Source organism: Streptomyces radicis (genome assembly GCF_003626575.1).
GTDB lineage: Bacteria > Actinomycetota > Actinomycetes > Streptomycetales > Streptomycetaceae > Streptomyces > Streptomyces radicis.
On the sequence record NZ_RBDY01000025.1, the window covers coordinates 22,869 to 40,578 of the forward strand.

Consider the following 17,710-nt stretch of genomic DNA (forward strand, 5'->3'; position numbering starts at 1 on the left):
ACGGGGCCTATGCCCTCGCGTCCGGCTTCCACTCCTCGGCCAGGAGCCCGAGCAGCACCTCGTCGAGGAACTCGCCCATCACCCAGGCCGATGAGCGCAGCACGCCCTCGCGGACGAAGCCGTTGCGCTCGGCGGAGCGCAGCATCGCGGCGTTGTCCGCCAGCGTCTCGATCTGGAGCCGTCGCAGCCCGCGCACCACGAAGCCGTAGTGGCACAGCACCGCGACCACGTCGGTGCCATAGCCCTTGCCACGGGAGGACGGCAGCAGTCCGAGGCCGATGTGCGCGCACCGGTTGTGGGTGTCGATGCCCCACAGCGTCGCGGTGCCGACCAGCGTGCCGCCCTCCAGCTCCACCACGGAGAACTGGACGCGCCCCTGCTCCCTGTCGTCCACCACGAGCCGCGGATCCTTCGACCCCGGCGTGATCGGCCGCCATGGCCCCCCTTCGGCCCGCGAGGAGTTGACCACGTCGTCGTAGAGCTCGGCCCGCAGGATCGGGATGTCGTCGTCGTGCCGGGCCCTGAGCCCGACCTTGCCACCGCTCAGCATGGGAGCTTCCTATCCGGCCCGACCGGCCGACGGCAAACCGATGTGCCGTCGCCGCACCCGGCTGAGCTCCGGGGACGTTCGCCGCCCGATGCCCGCACGGGGCAGGACGGGCTCCAACTGCCTCTAGGATGAGCGCCGTTCCGGCGCCGGGCCGGTGGAGACGGGGAGGGGACCCGATGTCCCGGAGAACGTGCGTGACCGTCGCGATGCTGGCCGCGGCCGTGACCGCGGCGGCGACCGGTTGCTCGGGCGACGACTCCTCCGACGGCGCGAGCCCGTTCGGCGGCGGCGGGGCGGGCGGCGTGACGATCGTCTACGAGGTGGACGCCCCCTCGGGCGTGGGCGACATCTCCTACACGGAGGCCGACGGCACCATCAGGATCGAGGAGGGCGTGGAGCTGCCCTGGCGGCTCGAGTTCGCCGCGGGCCTCGCCGAACAGACCGGCTCCACCCCGCAGGTGAGCGTGCTGGACGCCGACACGGGCTCGGCGGGGGCGGACCAGGAGGAGCTGACGTGCCGGGTGACCGTGCACGGCGACGTCGTCAGCGAGCAGACCAACGCCCTCCAGGCCATGTGCTCGGCGCCCGGTACCCGCATGGCGCCCGGCGACTGAGCGGCCGATCCGGAGGGTTGTCCGCCGCCCAGGGGGCCGCCACCCCCACCCAGGTCGTTCTCGAGGACGAGGACGAGGACGAGGGCGCCGACTGCCCGGTGCCCGAGCCGCCGTCGACGTCCACGCCCCGGCTGCCGGACCCGTTCACGCGGATCGACGGCACGCGGATCACCAGCCGCGAGGACTGGCGGTGGCGGCGCGCCGGGCCCGAGCGGCCTGACCCGCACCCCGGCCTGACCGACCGAAGGCGCCCGGCCCTGTCCTGTGCCGTGTCGGCGGCCCCGTGGTGGACGATGCCCTCATGGCTGCCATGGAACAAGCGCCGCACCACGCGCTCGTCGGCTATCTGGTCTGGGCGGTGCTGTTCGCCGCGATCTTCGCCTGGGAGGGCGTCGGGCTGCTCCACCCGACCGACTCGGTGCCCACGCTGAGCCAGGCCATCGACGCCGTGTCCCGGTACCAGGTGGGGCGCTGGGTGCTGTTCGCGCTGTGGCTGTGGTTCGGCTGGCACGCGTTCATCCGCGGCTGGCACTTCCTGCTGCGGGACCCGGCGGGGGAGTAGCCGCCGCATGTCGCCCGTGCTCGACCTGGTGGTCATGCTGACCGCGTATCTGCTGGTCATGGGCTATCTCGCGATCGGCGTCCGCACCCTGCTCCGCGATCCGAACGGCGGCCCGCGCCGCCGTTCCGACCGCCGCGGCTGGCCCGAGCTGCTGCGCCAGGTCGCCGTCACCGCCGTCGGCGGCCATGTGCTCCTGCTCGTCGTGGTCGCCGCGTACTACGTGGCGGTGGCCCACCACGACATGGAGTTCGTCCTCGGCGCCGTCACCGGCACCGCCTCGCTGACGGGCGTGGCCCTCCCCCTTCTCCTCGCCCTCATGTGGCTCACCCACCGCCGCGGGTGAACGGCTCGGAAGAGGCCCCGGAAGAGGCCCCGGAAGACACCTCACCCCCGGATCCCGCGCGGGGTTCCGGGGGTGAGGCTCGTGCGGAGCCGATCTCAGCGCACGATGACGTTGTTGTAGATGTCGCCGACCGAGAAGTGGATCAGGCTGCCGCAGATGAGGAGGCAGAACTCGGGCTTGGGGGGCGCGGGCGGCGCCGGGGGGTCGGTCACCACGACCGTGGTCTCGTCGTTCGACGCGCCGCACTCGGTGTTGCCGTTGTAGGCGGCCGTGATGGTGTGCGTGCCCTCGGTGGTGAAGGTCGCCGTGTACGTCGCCACCCCGTCGGTGCCGACCGGCACGGTGTCGAGGATGTCACCGCCGTCGAAGAAGGTGACGCCAAGGCCACCGCTGGGGTCCTCGGTGCAGGTGACCGTCGCGGTCAGCTCCACCGGCTCCCCGACCTCCACCGACGAGGGCACCGCCTCGACCGTGGTGGTGGAAAGCACCTGGGCTGATGCCGGGGTCCCGAAGGCGAGCACCGCGGCCAGTGCCGCGAAGACGGCCGTCTTCCACGACGTGAATTCTTTCCAACGCCTCACTGATACGACTCCTGTCAAGCCATTGCGGAGTGATGCACCCCGCCGGACAAGATCGTGACCCTAGTCGGCGTTCCATGGAAATCCCGGCAGATTCTCCGGCGATCACCCCGCATGGATCAGAGGGAATCGTCCGGCCGGGACAAACGGCCTGCTTTTCCTGGCGTGTTTCCCGACCCTTGGAGGGTTCGCGCGCGGCTCACATGGGGGCGCGCGAGCAGCTCGTCGGCCACCCGCCACTCGGAGCCTCGACCGAGGGGAGGGGCGCACGCCGGCGCATGCCGCGCACACCGGGAGCGGCAGGTCGGAAGGTGTGCGCCTGGGGTGGGGCGCACGGACGGCGCACGGCTCGTTCGCGAAGGGACAACGGAGTGGGCGCTCCCGTCGCCGCGCTCCACAACTCACGCGGGCGGATGGTGAGTTGACGTGATGCGCCCCGCTCCGCGACCATCGGAGCGATTTCCTGTCGCATAGAGACCCCCACCCCATCCCAGAACAAGGATTCGACTTCCGCGACGTCACCGGTATCCGCCGCTCCCCCCACCCCACCAAAAGACTCAGCGCCTCTACGTCCGCGCCCCGATGCGGCCTTTCTGTGATCCGTCAATTAACTGACTTCCCGTCAGATACCTTGCCGCGGGCCTATTCGGATGAGTCACTTGGGTAACCGCTTCGGCGGGCGCAGAATCCTCGGACAGCGGCGAAACCGACTCGATGGACGGGCGGGAAAACACCGTCCGGCATGTGTGTTCTCGATCGAATTCACGCGGGCTGCGGGCAACGGGAGCCACCCTTCGCCGTCGCCGCGGGCCATCGAGCCGCCACCTGGCCAGTGGGCACGAGAGCCGGTCGCCAAGGGCCGGGATCCCTGCGCACGGGAAACACCTGGAACACGCCCGGCGATGCGTCACATCCCGGGCGGGGAGGGATCGCTCATGCCCATCAGTCCGAACCAGGGATCAAGTGGCGGGGGAACGCTCGTCACCATCACGGGGACGAACCTCAGCGGCACCACCGCCGTGCACTTCGGCACCCGGTCCGCCACCTCCGTCACCAATGTCTCGCCCACGCAGGTCACCGCCGTCTCCCCCTCGGGGAACGGGGTCGTGGGCGTCACCGTCACCACGCCCGGCGGCACCAGCAACCCGGTGCCGTTCTTCTACGTGGGGCCGCCGTTCAAGCAGACGCTCAGCCCCGCCTCCGGCTCGACGGCGGGCGGCCAGACGGTGACCATCACCGGCACCGGCCTCTCCACCGCCACCAGCGTCGCCTTCGGCGCCAACACCGCCGTGCCCACGGTGGTGACGGACAGCCAGATCACGGTCGTCACGCCCGCGGGCGCCGCGGGCGCGGTGGGCGTCACCGTCACCACGGCCGGTGGCAGCAGCAACGGCCTCTCGTACACCTATGTCGCGCCGCCGACCGTGACGACCATCATCCCCGACGAGGGCCCGACCGTGGGCGGCACCGCGGTCACCATCACCGGCACCGCCCTCACCAGCACCACCTCGGTCACCTTCGGAGGCACCCCGGCGCCGTTCACCGTGATCTCCGACACCTCGGTGGCGGCCGTCACGCCCGCGGGCGCCGCCGGTGACGTCGACGTCGTCGTGTCCAACGACGCCGGGAGCGACACCCTGGTGGACGGCTTCACCTACGTCGCGGGTCCGGGTATCTGACCCCCCTCGGGGCGCGGCCCTTCGGGGCGCCACCCCCGCCCCGGGCGTACGCGGTCACTCGCCCTTGTGGCCGCGTACGCCCTCCCCGCCCTCAGCGCAGGGCGTTCGAACACATTGGGAGACACCGTGGGAAACAGCGACCCCGTGGCGGGCACGGCCCGGCCGACCGCCGTCATCGCCGTCGCGCCCGTCCTCAGCTCGGTCGTGCCCAACGTGGGGCCCTCGGCCGGCAGCAACGTCGTCAGCCTCAACGGCAGCGGCTTCACGGGGGTGACCGGCGTCAGCTTCGGCGCGGCCCCCGCCCTCGTCTACACCGTCAACTCGACGGTCCTGATCACCGCGACGGTCCCGCCGGGAACGGGCACGGTCAACGTCACCGTCAGGAACCCGTCGGGCACCAGCAACTCCGTTCCCTACACCTATGCGGCGACCCCGACCCTCACGGGCATCTCGCCCAACCAGGGCCCCACCTCGGGCGGCACGTCCGTGACCCTGACGGGCACCGGGCTCTCCGGCGCGTCGGCCGTCAGCTTCGGTGGCACGCCCGCGACGAGCTTCGTCGTCAACTCGGCGACGAGCATCACCGCGGTCGCCCCCGCGGGCACCGGCGCCGTGGCCGTCACGGTCACCACCCCAGGCGGCACATCGGGGCCCGTCTTCTTCTACTACGTCAACGCCCCCGCCCTCATCAGCGCGTCCCCGAGCCAGGGGCCGACCGCAGGCGGTACGTCCGTGACCCTGACGGGCACCGGGCTCTCCGGCGCCACCGCGGTCACCTTCGGTGGCACGCCCGCGACGAGCTTTGTCGTCAACTCGGCGACGAGCATCACCGCGGTCGCCCCCGCGGGCACGGGCTCCGTGGCGGTCACGGTCACCACCCCAGGGGGCACGAGCAACTCCGTCATCTACACCTATGTGCCCGCCCCCGTCCTCATCGCCCTGGCCCCGACCCAGGGGCCCACGGGCGCGGGAGCCGTCGTCACCCTCACCGGCGGCTCCCTGACGACGACGGTCGCCGTCCTGTTCGGCGGCACGCCCGCCGCGTTCGACGTCCTGTCGGACACCACCGTCACCGCGGTCGCCCCGGCGGGCCTGGCCGGTTCGACCCCGGTCACCGTCACGACGGCGGGCGGCACGAGCAACGCCCTCACCTACACGCGGGTGCCGGCCCCACAGATCTGAGACGCTCCGCCGGGCGCCCCGCCGACCCGGGCGGGCCCCGGCGGTCCGCCGCGCCCCGACGACCGTGCCCCGGCGGCGCGTTCGATGGGTGCGACGCCGGTTCCGCGGGGCGGCGCGGGGGAATGGTCGATACCAATGGGATCGGCGAGGCGAAGGACGGGCAGCTCAGTGGCGAAGACGGTGGTCGCCTTCCGCGCGGAGGACGTCGTCCTCGACTTCCTCTCCGTCCTGGACGCCACCAAGGACGAGGAGCTGCGCGTTCTCGTGGCCTCGACCGGGGAGCGGGTGACGCTCAGGGCCCGGACGACGCCCGACGAGCGCGTCGCCGCCCTCGCCTCCGCCCGGGCGGCGGCCGCGGCGGACACGAGAGACGCGCCGGTCACCGCCGACGCGCTGCGGGCCTGGCTCGCCTCCGTCGGCGGCACCGGCCCGTTGGAGGTCTGGACCCACTCGCCCGCCGACGACCGCCGCACGCGCCGCCTGCTCGGCCACGACACCGCGATCGCCGCGGGCGCCGCGCACGGCTCGGGCAACTCGGGCGGCACCGTCTGGCACGCCGTCGGCGACTCGCCCTACCTCCAGTTCCGCGCCGACGACGAACGGCCCCTGACCCCCGCCCTGATCAGGGCCAAGCTCGACTTCGTCAACGCCCACCGCCCCCACCTCCTCGGCCTCGACGACCCCGAAGAGGCCGTCACCACGGCGCGCGTCCCCGCGGTGGAACGCTTCTTCCGCTCCGACCCCGAGGAGCGCGGCCGCCTCTACGCCCTGATGTCCAGCCTGGACGACGGCGCCGCGACCGTCGCCGACCCCTGGGAGTTCGAGACCTCCCCCTACGAGCGGGAGCGCCTCGACGCGACCGCCGCCTGGGTCACCCGCTGGTGCCCACCGGGCGAGGGGCGCCTGGTGGAGGCCGGGGCCTGCGAGGGCGCCCTCACCCGCCGCCTGGCCGACAAGGGCTACGCCGTCGAGGCCACCGAGCCCAACGCCGCCTTCCGCCGCCGCCTTGAGAGGGCGGCCCATGGCCCCGGCGTCACCGTTCACCCGCACGGGCTCGATGACCTGGCGCGCGCGGCCGCGCTGCCCGCGGCCGCCTACCTGCTGATCGAGATGCTCTACTACGGCCAGGACCTCGACGCCCTGCGACGCCTGCCCACCGACCGGCTGTTCGTGGCGCTCGCGCCCGACTGGTTCGACGAGCGGCTGCGGCCCTGGCTCGACGCCGACCCCGGCTGGCGCGTGCGCGACCGGGCCGAGCTGGTCGCGCCGCGCCTGGAGAGCGTCTGCGGCGCCCGTGCCCACCTGGTCAAGCGCGGCAGCCGCGGCGTGCTCCTGGAGCGGAGCCATGGCTGAACGGGCGGCGGGAGCGCCGTTCGACGCGTGCGTCGGCCTCGGTTACCACTGCGAGTCGACGTACCAGATCCGCCGCATCACGGGCGAGGAGCGCGCGCACGTCTTCGACTGGCTCGACCTCGACCTGGACGCCGTGATCGACGCCATCGCCCACGACTTCCGCACCGTCCTGGGCGAAGGCGGCCCCGCCGTCGCGCCCGACGGCTCGCACGTCGTCGACCGCCGCGCCCGCATCCGCTTCTACCACGACTTCCACCCCGGCCCTTCAGGAACGCTGGACGCGGCCGACGTCCAACGCCAACTCCCAGGCGTTCGCGGCAAGTTCGCCTTCCTCGCCGACCGGTGGCGCGAGCTGGCCGCCTCCCGGCGCCGCGTCCTGTACGTGCACCAGGACATCTACGACGAGGCCACCCCCGCCGACCTGGCCAGGCTGCGCGAGGCCATCGCGACCCGCCACCCGGGGCACCGGTTCGCGGTGCTGTGGCTGCGGCGCGCCCGCGACCCCGAGGGGCCGCCGCCCCCTGGCGTCGTCGGCGCGCGCGTCGGCCTGAGGGAGGGGCGCTGGCAGGGCGACGACGCCGCGTGGGACCGGGCGTTCGCCGCGCTTGACGCGCGCGCCCTGTGGCCCGCGCGCCCTCAGACCGCGTAGCGGCGGAAGTCCCGGCTCGTCGCCGCGATCAGCAGCATGAGGACCACCACCAGCAGCCCGCCCGCCGTGACCGCGACCCGCGTGCCCAGGGCCGAGCCCGCCATCCCGTGCAGCAGGTCGGCGAGCCGCGGGCCGCCCGCCACCACGACCGTGAACACCCCCTGCATCCGGCCCCGCATGTCGTCCGTCACCGCCGACTGGAGGATCGCCGAGCGGAACACCATCGACACCATGTCCGCGAAGCCCGCCGCGGCCAGGAACACCACCGCCCACCACAGGCTGCCGCTCAGCCCGAACCCCGCGATGGCGAGACCCCACGCCACCACCGCGGCGATGACCAGGAGACCGTGGCGGCGCGCGCGGGAGAACGTTCCCGACATCAGCCCGCCGAGCACCGCCCCCAGCGGGATCGCCGCGAACAGCAGCCCGAGCGCGAACCCCTCGCCCCATGGCGCGTAGGTCGTCGAGGCCAGCTGGGGGAACAGCGCGCGCGGCATCCCGAAGACCATCGCGATCACATCGGCGAGAAAGCTCAGCAGCAGGATGTGCCGCGTGGCGATGTAGCGGAACCCCGCCACGACCTCCCCCCACCCGGCCCTGCGCCGCGCGGCCGCGTCGAGCGGCGGCAGCGCGGGCAGCAGCCACACCGCCCACACCGCGGCCAGCAGCACGATCGCGTCGAGCAGGTACAGCACCGGCAGCCCGAGCACCGGGATCAACGCCCCGGCGAGCAGCGGCCCGACGATCAGCCCGGTCTGGGTGACGGTGGACTGGAGGGCGTTGGCCGCGGGCAGCTCGTCGCCCGGCACGAGCCGGGCTATGGACGCGGTGCGCGCCGGGGCGTTCATCCCGAAGAACGCCTGCTGCACCGCGAGCAGCACCATCAGCAGCCCCGTGGATTCGAGCCCCGCGAAGGACTGCACCCAGAACAGCAGCGACGTGACGGCGATGCCCGCGTTGGTCACCAGCATGAGCGTGCGCCGGTCCACGCTGTCGGCGACCGCGCCGCCCCACAGCGCGAACAGGATCAGCGGCGCGAGCCCCGCGAAGCTCGCGTAGCCGACCCACGCCGACGAGCCCGTGATGTCGTAGATCTGCGTGGGCACGGCCACCGCGGTCAACTGGCTGCCCACGGCCGTCACGATGGTCGAGGACCACAGCCGCCGGAACGGCCGGTGCCGCAGCGGCGTGGTGTCCATCATCCAGCGCCGCCACGTGGCCCGTTCGTCCCCCGCGTCGCCCGACCGGCTCCGCACGTCGCCCGTCACCGCCGCCCCCCTCTCCCTCGGACACGTCGTCCGCACAGTAGACGACGCCCCCGAAGCCCCCGCCGCTGGGCGTGCGCCGCGCCCGCGGGACGGGCGACGCGCCAGCCCGCTCAGGGGGAGGCGAACGGCGGCGCGGGCCTGACCCGCCAGGACGAGCGGTCGGCGGACTCGTCCCAGTACGGAACGTCCCCGTAGTACAGGCCGTAGGCCCAGTGCTCGGGCAGCTCATGGCCCAGCAGGTCGGGGCATGACCCCGACTCCGCGTCCTCGAACGCCTCGTTCACCCGCGCGGCCGCCTCGCGGTGGCTGATGCCGAACTCCTCCACCATGAACGCCGCGATCTCGCACACCGACACCCGCATGTCAGGGCACCGGGGTCAGATGGGACTCGAGCAGGGCCAGGTCCGGCTCGCTCAGCCGCTCGCTCGCCAGGCTCAGCTGGTGCCAGTGGGGATAGATCAGCTCGGGGGCGCTGATCTCGTCGAGGTCGGCCATCTCCGTGTCGCTCAGGACGAGGTCCGCCGCCGCGAGGTTGTCGGCGAGCTGGTCGTCGCGGCGGGCGCCGATCACCACCGAGGTCACGCCCGGCCTGCGCAGCAGATACGCGAGGGCCACCCGGGCGGGCGTGACGTCGTGGCCCTCCGCGACGCGGACCAGCACCTCGACCGTGTCGTACAGCTTCTCCCGGTCGCGCACCGGCGGCTCGTTCCACCGCTCGTCGACCTGGCGGGTGCCCTCGGGCGCGCCCCGGCCGCGGCGGTACTTCCCCGAGAGCAGGCCCCCGGCCAGCGGGCTCCACACCATGATCCCGAGGCCCTGGTCGAGCGAGAGCGGCACCAGCTCGTACTCTGCGTCGCGGGACTCGAGCGAGTAGTAGATCTGGTTGCTCACGAAGCGCTCCCAGCCGTGGGCGTCCGAGACGGCCAGGGCCTTCATCAGCTGCCACCCCGCGTAGTTGGAGACCCCCAGGTAGCGGATCTTGCCGTCGCGCACCGCCGTGTCGAGCGTCCCGAGGGTCTCCTCGAGCGGCGTCTGCCCGTCCCACTCGTGGATGTGGTAGATGTCCACGTGGTCGGTGCGCAGCCGACGCAGGCTGCCCTCCAACTGGCGCAGGATGTGGTGCCGGGACGCGCCGCCGTCGTTCGGCCCTTCGCCGAGCACCATGCGCACCTTGGTCGAGATCAGCACCTCGTCCCTGTGGCCCTTGAGCGCCTCGCCCAGGATCTCCTCGGCGCCCCCGTGGGAGTACATGTCGGCGGTGTCCACGCAGTTCACCCCGGCGTCGAGCGCCATGCCGACCTGGCGGCGCGCGCCCTTCACATCCGTGGCGCCGAGCGCGCCGAACACCTCCTTGCCACCGAACGTCATGGTGCCCATGGTCAGGGCCGACACCCGAAGACCCGATCGCCCCAACTGGCGGTACTCCACTGGTCAACTCCCCTTCGTCGGCCCGTGTCGTCCCCGGGCAGGTAGGCGTAGGGGAAGTCTCCAACGGCGCGCGACCGACGGCATCCGGTCACGCGCGAAGGGGTGGCGCCGGCCGGGCGCGCGCCTCCATCGGCGCGAACGCGAGGGCCCCGCGGGCGTCCCCCTTCGCTCACAGGTACAGCCCCGCGTCCGCCCCGCTGGTCCCGGCCTGGACCGACGCCGGGCCCGAGCCCCTGCGCAGCGCGTACAGCTCGGCCAGCGTCGCCCCTTCGCGGCCCACGCCCTCGTCGGTGCCGAGCCAGCGCACCGCCTCCCGGCGCGTCAGCGGGCCCACCTCGATCCTGGCCAGGCAGCGCCCGGGGCGCACGACCGCGGGGTGCAGCCGCTCCAGGTCCTCGTTGGTGGTCACGCCCACCAGCACCTTGCGGCCCTGCCCGAGCAGGCCGTCCGTCAGGTTGAGCAGCCGGGAGAGCGCCTGCCCCGCCGTGCTCTTGGCGCCGCCGCGGATCAGCTCGTCGCAGTCCTCCAGGAGCAGCAGCCGCCACCGGTCCTTCTCCTGGTCCTCGTCCCGCCCCATCGCCACGTCCATGAGGTAGCCCACGTCGTTGAACAGGCGCTCGGGGTCGAGCACGCAGTCCACCTGGCACCACGCGCGCCAGGCGCGCGCCAGGGCGCGCAGCGCCGAGGTCTTGCCGGTGCCCGGCGGGCCGTGCAGCAGGAGCAGCCGCCCCGCGACGTCGTCGGGCGTGAGCGTCATCAGCCGACCCAACGCCTCGGCCACGGGCCCGGAGTACCCGGGCGCGATCGCCTCCCAGCTGTCCGCCTCGATCCGGCGCGTCATGCGGGCCGGGCGGCGGTTCCCCGGGGAGAGGTGCCAGAAGCCCATCGTGACGCTCGACGGCTCGTTGTCCGGCTCCTCCTCGGCGCCGTCGAGCGCCTCCTTGAGGACCCGCTGCGCGAGCTCGTCGGTCTCGGCGATCACCAGCACGTGCGCGGCGCGCGTCCAGCGGTGCGCGCGCAGCAGCCAGCCCTCGCCCGCCGCGAGCACGCTGTCGACGTTGCTGTCGTGGGTCATGAGCCTGACCTCGCAGCCCTCGGGCATCAGCGGGTGGTGCCGCTTGACGTTCTCCACGCGGTGGCCCCGCGCGAAGGGCAGCGCGCCGGACGCGAAGTCCCTCAGGAGCAGCACGTCGATGGCGTCCTCGGGCGCGTCGGCGTCGCCGAGGGAGAACCGGATCGGGGATTCCTCCTTGGGAGTGGATGGTGTCGTCGGCCTCATGCCCGTCATGATCCGGCACCGCGCGGGCCGGCGCACGGGGGTTTTCGCGACGAACGCGTGTCTCGCCGTGTTCGTCAACCCCGTTGCCGGGAAAGGTGAATCGTGGGACCGGGATACCCATGCGTCCTTGTGGGGCGTTAGGGTTACCCTGCCCGGACCGGGTGCCGTTGTACGGGTGGGAGAGTCATGAAGCAGATAACAGTTCGCAGCAGACCGCCGCGGGTGCCTGCCATCAACGGCGGGAGCAGCGCGAACAGCGCGCGCCTCGACCGTCACCTGAGCGTTCTCTCCGGCCCCGCGGTGCCGCAGCGTGAGGCCGAGGAGGCCACCACGCTGATGCGCGAGCTGACCCGCAGGGATGCCTCGAAGGCGCACACGAGCCGGGGCGCCCGCGTGTCGCTGTTCGCGCCCCTGCGTCGGCTGCGGCGCACGCTGTTCGGCGGTCGCGGCTGAGAGGGCCGCCGGGCAGGGCCCGGCGGCCACCGCGGTCCGGGCGGGTGAGGCGGCGCACGCGCCCCTCACTCGCCGGTGGCATCCATCGTGACGGCGAACGAGAATCGGTCACCGCGGTAGTGGATTCGCGCCACATCCACGGCGCGTTCGCGTTCGTCGTACTCCACGCCCGTGATGTGCAGGATGGGGCTCAGCAACGGCACGCCGAGCAGCCGCGCCACGGGTGGATCGGCCAGGCGCGCCTGCACGGTGTTGGCGATCCGGCTCACCGCCACCCCGGCGACGTCGCGCAACACCTTGGTCATGGGCCAGCGTTCGAGCGCGGCCGGGTCGATCCGGTCGGCGATCTCCGGATGCACCAGGTTTTCCGCGTAGTTGGCGGGCTCCCCGCTGACCGGGTCGTGGCGCACCCGGCGGAAGCGCACCACCTCGGCGAGCCCGGGGAAGTGCTCGGCCAGCTCGCCCGGCACGGGCACCGGGCCGTGGTCGAGCAGCGTGATCGTTTCTCCCGACTGCTGGGCGACGATCGTGTCCACCGAGCCGAGCAGCCGGACCGGGGCGCCGTGCCGCGCGGTCGGGGTGATGAACGTACCCCTGCGGCGGTGCCGCGTGATCAGCCCCTCGAGCTCGAGCTCCTTGAGCGCCTGCCGCATCGTCAGCACGCTCACCCCGTAGTGGCCCGCGAGCTGCTCCTCGGTGGGCAGCCGCAGGGGGGCCTCGGGTGAGCGCCCGAGGATCGAGGCCCGCAGCGACTGCGAGACCTGGTACCACAGCGGCAGCTTCCGGTTCAGCTCGAGCGAGTCGGGGGCGAAGACGGTCACGGGGCGCGCTCCGGGTCGACGATGTTATGAAGGGAAGGTCCGATCCAGACCTTCCCATACCTCGTCATACCCGCGTTGCCGGTGCTCAGCGTTCAGCGCCTGATCGGTAACGGTCACCGGCCAGGGCGTTTCGAACATGAACGCAAGCCCATCGTCGACCTTCTGGGGCCGGAGCTCGGCCTCGCTCGCGCGCTCGAAGGTCTCCCTGTCGGGGCCGTGCGCGGACATCATGTTGTGCAACGAGCCGCCGCCCGGCACGAACCCCTCGGCCTTGGCGTCGTAAGCGCCCTCGATCAGGCCCATGTACTCGCTCATCACGTTGCGGTGGAAGTACGGCGGCCTGAAGGTGTCCTCGCCGACGAGCCAGCGGGGCGCGAAGACCACGAAGTCGGCGGCGGGGGAGGTCAGCACGGTGAAGATCGAGGGGTCCGGGTGATCGAAGCTGATCGAGCCGAGGACGTTGAACCGGCGCAGGTCATACAGGTAGGGCACATGCGTGCCATGCCAGGCGACCACGTCGAGCGGCGAGTGGTCATAGGTGGCCGCCCAGAGGTTCCCGCAGAACTTGTTGATGACCTCGACGGGCCGCTCGTCGTCCTCGTAGGCGGCCGAGGGGACCATGAAGTCCCGGGCCGCGGCGAGGCCGTTGGCGCCGATCGGGCCGAGCTCGGGCAGCGCGAAGGGCACGTCGTAGTTCTCGCACACATAGCCGCGCGCCGTCCCGTCGGGCAGCTCCACGCGGAAGCGCACCCCGCGCGGGATCAGCGCCATGGACCCGGGCTCGGCGCGCAGCGGGCCGAACTCCGTGCGCAGCAGCAGCGCGCCCGACTCGGGAACGATCAGCAGCTCGCCGTCCGCGTCGCCGAACACCCGGTCGGTCATGGGGGAGTTGGCGCGGTAGAGGTGCACGGCCATCCCGGTGCGGCGGCGGGCGTCGCCGTTGCCGCCCAGGGTCCACAGGCCCGCGACGAAGTCGGTGCCCCGCGGCGGCTCGGGCAGGGGGCTCCACCGCATGCGGTTGGGGTCGGGGGCGGGCTCGCCCGGGCCCTGGCCGAACGGCGCGGCGCGCAGCGTCCCGTTGGCCACGCGGGTGAACGGCGGGTGCGCCGCGGACGGCCTGATGCGGTAGAGCCAGGACCTGCGGTTGGTGGCCCTCGGCTCGGTGAACGCGGTGCCGCTGAGCTGCTCGGCGTAGAGGCCGAGGGGGGCGCGCTGCGGGGAGTTCCGGCCGAGGGGGAGCGCCCCGGGGATCGCCTCGCCGCTGTGCTCGTTGCCGAAACCGCCCGAGTGGAGCGTCGGTCCGCCCGTTTCCATCGCACACTCCCAGGAGCGCGGCCGTCCCCGGCCTCCCATCATTCCTTTGTTCGACCATAGGAATGTGGGGGCGGCAAGTCAACGACCGCGCACGGTCCGTGCGAGAAGCTCGGCCGCGGGCTTGCGGTTCCTGTGGGGCGTGAGCGCCCGGCGCATGTCGCGCATCGCGCGCTCGGCGTCGCCCGAGCGCAGCCGCTCCCGCGCGGTCAGGAAGCCGTCCCACGCCGCGCACGCCTCGTCCAGGTGGCCGGTGTGCAGCAGGAGTTGACCGAAGCGCGCCTGGGTCAGGGCGCGCCCGCGCACATCCGTGGCCGAGCGCTCGCCCGCCGCCCGGCGCAGCGAGGCAAGCGCGCCCTGGAGGTCGCCGAGCGACTCGAGCGTCACCGAGGTCTGGAAGTGCAGCGCCGCCCTGGGGTAGCTGTCGAACGGCGCGCCCTGGCTCGTCGCCCGCTCGGCGGCCCGTTCCGCCCGCGCCAGCGCCGCGAGCGCCCCGCGCCGGTCGCCCGTCCGCGCCAGCGCCACGGCCAACTGCGCCTGCACATACGCCTGCTGGGCCGGTGCCGCGGAGCGCGCGCCATGGTGCGCCGCCTCGGCGAGCTGGAGCGCGGACGGCAGGTGCCCGAGCCGCTGCGCCTGGGCGCTCATCGCCCGCACCACGACGCTCCACGAGGCCCGGTCGCCCGCCTCGGCCGCCAGCCGGTGGGCACTCGTGTAGTACCGCTGCGCGACGCCGTGCAGCAGCCCGTCCTCGTACATGCGCGCCAGCAGGAACGCCAGGCGCGAGGCCCCCACGAGCACCTCGTCGCGCGCCCGGCGCGCAAGCCCGGAGTGCAGCAACGGCACGACGTCGTCGGCGAGATAGGCCGCGAGCGCGCTGCGCGCGTGCCGCCCGCCGTGCGCGTCGATCGAGCCCGCGAAGAACGCCACGGCGTCGTGCAGCGCCATGGTCTCCTCGGTCCGCCCGCCGAGCGGACGCCCGTGGCCCCGCGCCTCGGGCGGGCTCGGCAGCACCGTGTCGGCCACCCGGTAGGGGCGCTGGTGCAGCGGAGGGCGGCGGCCCGCGTCGGCGTCGGCGCGGGCGAGCGCGGCGAAGCCCGCGACCGGGTCGACCGGCGCGGCCCGGCGCGCCGCGGTGGTGAACCCGGCGGCCTCGGGGCTCACCTGGCGGGCCAGGCGCCGGGTCAGCGCCTCGGCGACCAACTGGGGAACGGGGTGTCTCGGCCGCGTCCCCGCGAGCCAGTGCGCCACGGCCGTGCGGTCGTAGCGCAGCGCGGCGCCGATCTCGGCGCCCAGGGCGTTGACGGCGCGGGCCAGCGCCTCCTGGGTCCAGCCGGCCTCGGTGAGCAGCGCCCGCAACTCGTAGTTCGGCACCCGCCGGTTCTTCATGGTCCCGTGTTTCTCACGCCGTCGCGCACGCGGGCAGGGCGCACGGTGGCACGGAACGCCCCGGGCCTGCCTCACGATCACACCATCGGGTGGGGTTTCCCGCGCGTTCGGCGAGCGCCCCATGGCCGGAAGTGTGCGCCGGGTTGTAGCAGTGATGCCATGAATGACCCGAATGTCTACTCCGCGGTCGTGGCGCCCCCCGCGCCCGGGGACCGCCCCGCGCCGCCCCCTGACCGCCCCGCCGCGTTCACGGGTGGTAGCGGACGACCGTCTCCGCGACGCACACGGGCTTGGTGCCGCCCTCGCGCTCCACGGTGGCCGTCAGCACCAGCTGGACCCCGCCCGTGACCTCGGTGACGTCGTCGATCCTGCCCGTCGCCCGCACCCGCGAGCCCGACGGCAGGGGGGCGGGGAAACGCACCCGGTTCACGCCGTAGTTGACGGCCATCCGCACCCCCTCGACGCGCATCAGCCGGGGCACGAGCACCGGGAGCAGCGCCAGGGTCAGATAGCCATGGGCGATCGTCGTGCCGAACGGGCCCGCCGCCGCCCGCTCGGGATCGGTGTGGATCCACTGGTGGTCGCCGGTCGCCTCAGCGAACAGGTCGATCGTCCGCTGGTCCACGTCGAGCCAGTCGCTGACCCCCAACTGCTGGCCCCGCGCCGCGAGAAGGGCGTCGACCGACGCGAAGATCACCGGCTCACTCATCCGGTCAGCATACGTTCGAGCACCGCCCGCGGGTCACCCCCTGACGGCCACGAGCACGACCGCGAGCAGCGCCGTGACCACCACGGCGCCAGCCGCTCCGAGCACCGTCGCCGCGTCGGGCGCGGCGGGGCGGGGGGAGGTGAGCGCCCTCAGCCGCCGGTGCGCGAGCGCCAGCACCCCCACCCACAGCAGCGCCATCAGCGCGACCGCGACCCCGCCCACCGCGCGCCCCCGCGCCTCACCCACCACAAGGCCGCGCCCGGCCAGCACGATCACCAGCGCGAACGACAGGGTGGTGCGCCGCCAGGCGAGCCGCGTGCGCTCCGGCTGCGCGCCGGGGTCGCGGGCGCGGTGCGTGCCCGCGGGGTGCCGGGCGCCGCTCATGTCCCGGCCCACCCGACCACCACCGCCACGAGCACCAGCGTCGCGGTCGCCGCCGTGCCGAGCGCGAGCAGGGTGGGAAAGCGGCTCGCGGGCAGGTCGTCGCCGCGGCGCATGGCCCGCTCGGAGCGCACCCAGTGGTTGACCGCCCGGATCGCGCACAGGGCGCCGCCCGCGAGCAGGGCCACCGCGATCGCGGTGCGCACCGCCCAGCGCATGTCGGTGAGGAACTGGTCCACGGCGATCCCGCCCGCGAGCAGCGCGAGCGCCGTGCGCAGCCAGGCGAGGAACGTGCGCTCGTTCGCCAGCGAGAACCGGTAGTCCGGCGTCGTGCCCTCCGCCCTCAGCCGCTCGGGCGAGAACCACAGCCGCACCGCCCGCACCGTTCGTCGCACCATAGGACGAGCGTAGGACCAGCGGTGGAGCGGGCGCCCGCTCAGGCGATCTGGCGCTCGTAGGCGTCGGCCACCTGGCTGCGCGAGTCGTCCAGATAGCGGCCGAGCAGCCGCTCCGCGTGGGGCGCGTCGCCCGCGACGAGCGCCTGGAGGATCTCGCCGTTCCTCGGCAGATACGGCTCGTGGAAGCGGCGCGGGTCGGCCATCACATGGAAGGCGAGCCGGAGTTCGGCGAGGATCCGCCGCATCAGCTCGTCCGTGCGCGGGCTGCCGCCCAGCGCCACGAGGCGCTCGTGGAACCGGATGTTGGCGGTGCCGAGCTCCCGCCACCGCTCCTCCTTCGCCGCCCGCTCGCCCAGCGCCACGGCGTCCTTGAGGTCGGCGAGATCGTAGGGCGGTGCGCCGAGGCCCCTGAGCGTGGCGCACTCCACCAGGCGCCGCACCCGGTAGATGTCGTGCAGGTCGTCGACGCTCAGCCGCCGCACGAACACGCCTCGGTTGAGCGCGTGCTCGAGCAGCCGCTCGTGGGTGAGCAGGCGGAACGCCTCGCGCAGCGTGTTGCGCGAGACGCCGAGCCGCTCGCTGATCGCCTTCTCCGACAGCTGGGTGCCGGGTGGGAAGTACCCCTCGGCCACGCGACTGCGAAGGATCTCCGCGACCCGCTCGGCCGTGCCCGTCCGGTCGAGCAGCGCGCGATCGTCCGCGAGTCCGTCCAACGAGTCCTGGGTGTCTGTCACGTCTCCTCTTTCCGCGCGGCCCTCCCCCC

Annotated in this window: 21 protein-coding genes; 8 read left to right on the plus strand and 13 right to left on the minus strand. The window is 73.4% G+C overall.

Annotated features, from left to right (window positions below; genetic code table 11):
- Positions 1 to 7: 7 nt before the first annotated feature.
- The gene (locus tag D7318_RS24690; RefSeq protein ID WP_120699403.1) at positions 8 to 550 is read right to left on the minus strand and encodes a GNAT family N-acetyltransferase; all 543 of its coding nucleotides are present in this window, start codon (positions 548 to 550) and stop codon (positions 8 to 10) included.
- Between the two features lie 176 nt (positions 551 to 726).
- Here D7318_RS24690 and D7318_RS24695 point away from each other — a divergent pair, with 176 nt between their 5' ends.
- From D7318_RS24695 to D7318_RS24705, 3 genes are all read left to right on the plus strand, one after another.
- Positions 727 to 1,164, plus strand: a complete 438-nt coding sequence (locus D7318_RS24695; protein ID WP_183091589.1) for an MmpS family transport accessory protein — start codon at positions 727 to 729, stop codon at positions 1,162 to 1,164.
- 301 nt (positions 1,165 to 1,465) lie between these two features.
- Complete coding sequence (locus tag D7318_RS32985) at positions 1,466 to 1,726, plus strand: DUF6186 family protein (RefSeq protein WP_183091590.1); 261 nt, start codon at positions 1,466 to 1,468, stop codon at positions 1,724 to 1,726.
- Positions 1,727 to 1,733: 7 nt separating this feature from the next.
- Complete coding sequence (locus D7318_RS24705; protein ID WP_120699405.1) at positions 1,734 to 2,069, plus strand: DUF6256 family protein; 336 nt, start codon at positions 1,734 to 1,736, stop codon at positions 2,067 to 2,069.
- A 95-nt stretch (positions 2,070 to 2,164) separates the two neighbouring features.
- On the opposite strand, the gene D7318_RS24710 is transcribed toward D7318_RS24705, so the two are convergent.
- Positions 2,165 to 2,650 (minus strand): Ig-like domain-containing protein, encoded by a 486-nt coding sequence (locus D7318_RS24710; protein ID WP_120699406.1) that lies wholly within the window; start codon positions 2,648 to 2,650, stop codon positions 2,165 to 2,167.
- Positions 2,651 to 3,582: 932 nt separating this feature from the next.
- Between D7318_RS24710 and D7318_RS24715 the strand changes: the two genes are divergently transcribed.
- The 4 genes from D7318_RS24715 (at position 3,583) to D7318_RS24730 (ending at position 7,510) form a co-directional block, all read left to right on the plus strand.
- The gene (locus tag D7318_RS24715) at positions 3,583 to 4,326 is read left to right on the plus strand and encodes an IPT/TIG domain-containing protein (RefSeq protein WP_120699469.1); all 744 of its coding nucleotides are present in this window, start codon (positions 3,583 to 3,585) and stop codon (positions 4,324 to 4,326) included.
- Positions 4,327 to 4,452: 126 nt separating this feature from the next.
- The gene (locus D7318_RS24720) at positions 4,453 to 5,508 is read left to right on the plus strand and encodes an IPT/TIG domain-containing protein (RefSeq protein WP_120699407.1); all 1,056 of its coding nucleotides are present in this window, start codon (positions 4,453 to 4,455) and stop codon (positions 5,506 to 5,508) included.
- Positions 5,509 to 5,676: 168 nt separating this feature from the next.
- Positions 5,677 to 6,861, plus strand: coding sequence for a hypothetical protein (locus D7318_RS24725; RefSeq protein WP_230424046.1), 1,185 nt, complete (start codon positions 5,677 to 5,679; stop codon positions 6,859 to 6,861).
- A complete protein-coding gene (locus tag D7318_RS24730; RefSeq protein ID WP_120699409.1) occupies positions 6,854 to 7,510 on the plus strand; it encodes a papain-like cysteine peptidase in 657 nt (218 codons plus the stop codon). The genes D7318_RS24725 and D7318_RS24730 overlap by 8 nt, the downstream gene beginning before the upstream one ends.
- Here D7318_RS24730 and D7318_RS24735 read toward each other — a convergent pair.
- The 4 genes from D7318_RS24735 to D7318_RS24750 all read right to left on the minus strand — a co-directional run bounded on the left by D7318_RS24735 (position 7,498) and on the right by D7318_RS24750 (position 11,485).
- On the minus strand, positions 7,498 to 8,778 hold the full coding sequence (locus D7318_RS24735; protein WP_230424048.1) for an MFS transporter: 1,281 nt from the start codon (positions 8,776 to 8,778) through the stop codon (positions 7,498 to 7,500). The two genes, D7318_RS24730 and D7318_RS24735, sit on opposite strands and share 13 nt — an antisense overlap.
- 110 nt (positions 8,779 to 8,888) lie before the next feature.
- Positions 8,889 to 9,140, minus strand: a complete 252-nt coding sequence (locus D7318_RS24740; protein ID WP_120699410.1) for a hypothetical protein — start codon at positions 9,138 to 9,140, stop codon at positions 8,889 to 8,891.
- A 1-nt stretch (position 9,141) separates the two neighbouring features.
- Entirely contained in the window at positions 9,142 to 10,155 is a 1,014-nt protein-coding gene (locus tag D7318_RS24745) for an aldo/keto reductase (RefSeq protein ID WP_268987364.1), read from the minus strand.
- 220 nt (positions 10,156 to 10,375) lie between these two features.
- On the minus strand, positions 10,376 to 11,485 hold the full coding sequence (locus D7318_RS24750; protein ID WP_120699412.1) for a DUF5925 domain-containing protein: 1,110 nt from the start codon (positions 11,483 to 11,485) through the stop codon (positions 10,376 to 10,378).
- Positions 11,486 to 11,671: 186 nt separating this feature from the next.
- On the opposite strand from D7318_RS24750, the gene D7318_RS24755 reads away from it, so the two are divergent.
- Entirely contained in the window at positions 11,672 to 11,938 is a 267-nt protein-coding gene (locus D7318_RS24755; protein WP_120699413.1) for a hypothetical protein, read from the plus strand.
- 65 nt (positions 11,939 to 12,003) lie between these two features.
- On the opposite strand, the gene D7318_RS24760 is transcribed toward D7318_RS24755, so the two are convergent.
- The 7 genes from D7318_RS24760 to D7318_RS24790 all read right to left on the minus strand — a co-directional run bounded on the left by D7318_RS24760 (position 12,004) and on the right by D7318_RS24790 (position 17,681).
- On the minus strand, positions 12,004 to 12,759 hold the full coding sequence (locus D7318_RS24760; protein ID WP_120699414.1) for a GntR family transcriptional regulator: 756 nt from the start codon (positions 12,757 to 12,759) through the stop codon (positions 12,004 to 12,006).
- A gap of 24 nt (positions 12,760 to 12,783) precedes the next feature.
- On the minus strand, positions 12,784 to 14,073 hold the full coding sequence (gene hmgA / locus D7318_RS24765) for a homogentisate 1,2-dioxygenase (RefSeq protein ID WP_120699415.1): 1,290 nt from the start codon (positions 14,071 to 14,073) through the stop codon (positions 12,784 to 12,786).
- Positions 14,074 to 14,151: 78 nt separating this feature from the next.
- Positions 14,152 to 15,459 (minus strand): hypothetical protein, encoded by a 1,308-nt coding sequence (locus D7318_RS24770; RefSeq protein ID WP_120699416.1) that lies wholly within the window; start codon positions 15,457 to 15,459, stop codon positions 14,152 to 14,154.
- 247 nt (positions 15,460 to 15,706) lie between these two features.
- Positions 15,707 to 16,168, minus strand: a complete 462-nt coding sequence (locus D7318_RS24775; protein ID WP_120699417.1) for a MaoC family dehydratase — start codon at positions 16,166 to 16,168, stop codon at positions 15,707 to 15,709.
- 33 nt (positions 16,169 to 16,201) lie between these two features.
- The gene (locus D7318_RS24780) at positions 16,202 to 16,552 is read right to left on the minus strand and encodes a DUF202 domain-containing protein (RefSeq protein WP_120699471.1); all 351 of its coding nucleotides are present in this window, start codon (positions 16,550 to 16,552) and stop codon (positions 16,202 to 16,204) included.
- On the minus strand, positions 16,549 to 16,947 hold the full coding sequence (locus D7318_RS24785) for a YidH family protein (protein WP_120699418.1): 399 nt from the start codon (positions 16,945 to 16,947) through the stop codon (positions 16,549 to 16,551). Before D7318_RS24785 ends, D7318_RS24780 begins: the two co-directional genes overlap by 4 nt.
- 38 nt (positions 16,948 to 16,985) lie before the next feature.
- On the minus strand, positions 16,986 to 17,681 hold the full coding sequence (locus D7318_RS24790; protein WP_120699419.1) for a GntR family transcriptional regulator: 696 nt from the start codon (positions 17,679 to 17,681) through the stop codon (positions 16,986 to 16,988).
- Positions 17,682 to 17,710 lie beyond the last annotated feature (29 nt).

Coding starts and splice junctions, on each gene's coding strand:
- D7318_RS24690 (WP_120699403.1), bottom strand. CDS start 550: ATGCTGAGCGGTGGCAAGGTCGGGCTCAGGGCCCGGCACGACGACGAC.
- D7318_RS24695 (WP_183091589.1), top strand. CDS start 727: ATGTCCCGGAGAACGTGCGTGACCGTCGCGATGCTGGCCGCGGCCGTG.
- D7318_RS32985 (WP_183091590.1), top strand. CDS start 1,466: ATGGCTGCCATGGAACAAGCGCCGCACCACGCGCTCGTCGGCTATCTG.
- D7318_RS24705 (WP_120699405.1), top strand. CDS start 1,734: ATGTCGCCCGTGCTCGACCTGGTGGTCATGCTGACCGCGTATCTGCTG.
- D7318_RS24715 (WP_120699469.1), top strand. CDS start 3,583: ATGCCCATCAGTCCGAACCAGGGATCAAGTGGCGGGGGAACGCTCGTC.
- D7318_RS24730 (WP_120699409.1), top strand. CDS start 6,854: ATGGCTGAACGGGCGGCGGGAGCGCCGTTCGACGCGTGCGTCGGCCTC.
- D7318_RS24740 (WP_120699410.1), bottom strand. CDS start 9,140: ATGCGGGTGTCGGTGTGCGAGATCGCGGCGTTCATGGTGGAGGAGTTC.
- D7318_RS24745 (WP_268987364.1), bottom strand. CDS start 10,155: ATGGGCACCATGACGTTCGGTGGCAAGGAGGTGTTCGGCGCGCTCGGC.
- D7318_RS24750 (WP_120699412.1), bottom strand. CDS start 11,485: ATGAGGCCGACGACACCATCCACTCCCAAGGAGGAATCCCCGATCCGG.
- D7318_RS24755 (WP_120699413.1), top strand. CDS start 11,672: ATGAAGCAGATAACAGTTCGCAGCAGACCGCCGCGGGTGCCTGCCATC.
- hmgA (WP_120699415.1), bottom strand. CDS start 14,073: ATGGAAACGGGCGGACCGACGCTCCACTCGGGCGGTTTCGGCAACGAG.
- D7318_RS24770 (WP_120699416.1), bottom strand. CDS start 15,459: ATGAAGAACCGGCGGGTGCCGAACTACGAGTTGCGGGCGCTGCTCACC.
- D7318_RS24775 (WP_120699417.1), bottom strand. CDS start 16,168: ATGAGTGAGCCGGTGATCTTCGCGTCGGTCGACGCCCTTCTCGCGGCG.
- D7318_RS24780 (WP_120699471.1), bottom strand. CDS start 16,552: ATGAGCGGCGCCCGGCACCCCGCGGGCACGCACCGCGCCCGCGACCCC.
- D7318_RS24785 (WP_120699418.1), bottom strand. CDS start 16,947: ATGGTGCGACGAACGGTGCGGGCGGTGCGGCTGTGGTTCTCGCCCGAG.